This is a genomic window from Gilliamella sp. B2923 (assembly GCF_026536565.1).
In the GTDB taxonomy this organism is placed as follows: Bacteria; Pseudomonadota; Gammaproteobacteria; order Enterobacterales; family Orbaceae; genus Gilliamella.
The window spans coordinates 1-1156 of sequence record NZ_JAFNNZ010000045.1; the positions used below are offsets into that span (position 1 = coordinate 1).

A 1156-nucleotide genomic window follows, 5' to 3' on the forward strand; every position below is an offset into this window, starting at 1 on the left:
AAAAAAACTAAGAGAAATGGCCGCAGAGCTCGCCAAAGGCATTAAAACTCAGGAAGATTTAGGCAAATTAACGGGCTTTATGAATAAATTGGTGATTGAAACGGCGTTAAATGAAGAAATGGCGCAGCATTTAGGTCATGAAAAACATCAGAAAAAACAAGGTAGCAATACTCGTAACGGTTATAGTAAAAAAACGGTTATAAGTGATGATGGTGAATTAGAGCTAGCCATTCCACGAGATAGAGAAAGTCGTTTTGAACCTCAGCTGGTCAAAAAGCATCAAACACGCATCGATAAAATTAATCATCAAATTCTCTTTTTGTATGCCAAAGGTATGACAACAAGAGAAATTACCAACACATTCAAAGAGATGTATGATGTTGATATCTCTCCGACTCTGATTTCTAAAGTGACAGATTCAGTAAAAGAGCAAGTGGTCGAATGGCAAAATCGCCCACTTGAGAATCTGTATCCAATTATTTATTTGGACTGTATTGTGGTCAAAGTGAAACAAGATGGAAGTATCATCAATAAATCCGTTTTTCTTGCTCTAGCCATCAATATGGAAGGTAAACAGGAACTGCTTGGCTTATGGATGGCAGAAAATGAAGGTGCCAAATTCTGGCTGTCAGTACTCACAGAACTTAAAAATCGAGGTGTTGAAGATATCTTAATTGCTTGTATAGATGGATTAAAGGGCTTTCCGGATGCGATTAATGCAGTGTATCCGGATACTAAAATTCAACTCTGTATCATCCATATGGTGCGAAGTAGTTTGAAATTTGTGAGTTGGAAAGATTACAAAGAACTCACCAAAGATTTAAAGATGATATATCAGGCTTCAACCGAAGAACAGGCATTACAGGCACTCGCTCATTTTGAGGAGAATTGGGATGATAAGTACCCGTATATTGGTCAATCTTGGCGCAGACACTGGGAAAATCTCAGTACCTTCTTTGTTTATCCTCAGGATATTCGCAAAGCGATTTATACCACCAATGCGATAGAGTCTTTAAATAGTGTTATTCGTCATGCTATCAAGAAAAGAAAGGTATTCCCGACTGATGACTCAGTTAAAAAGGTCATCTATTTAGCGATACAACAAGCATCTAAAAAATGGACTATGCCTATTCAAAACTGGAAGAGTGCGATGAAT

1 protein-coding gene is annotated in these 1156 nt (G+C 37.5%); it reads left to right on the top strand.

The window, feature by feature from the left end:
* Positions 1-1156, top strand: a 1156-nt coding sequence (locus J3U42_RS12250) for an IS256 family transposase (RefSeq protein ID WP_267336611.1), incomplete at both ends; no start/stop codon positions are given.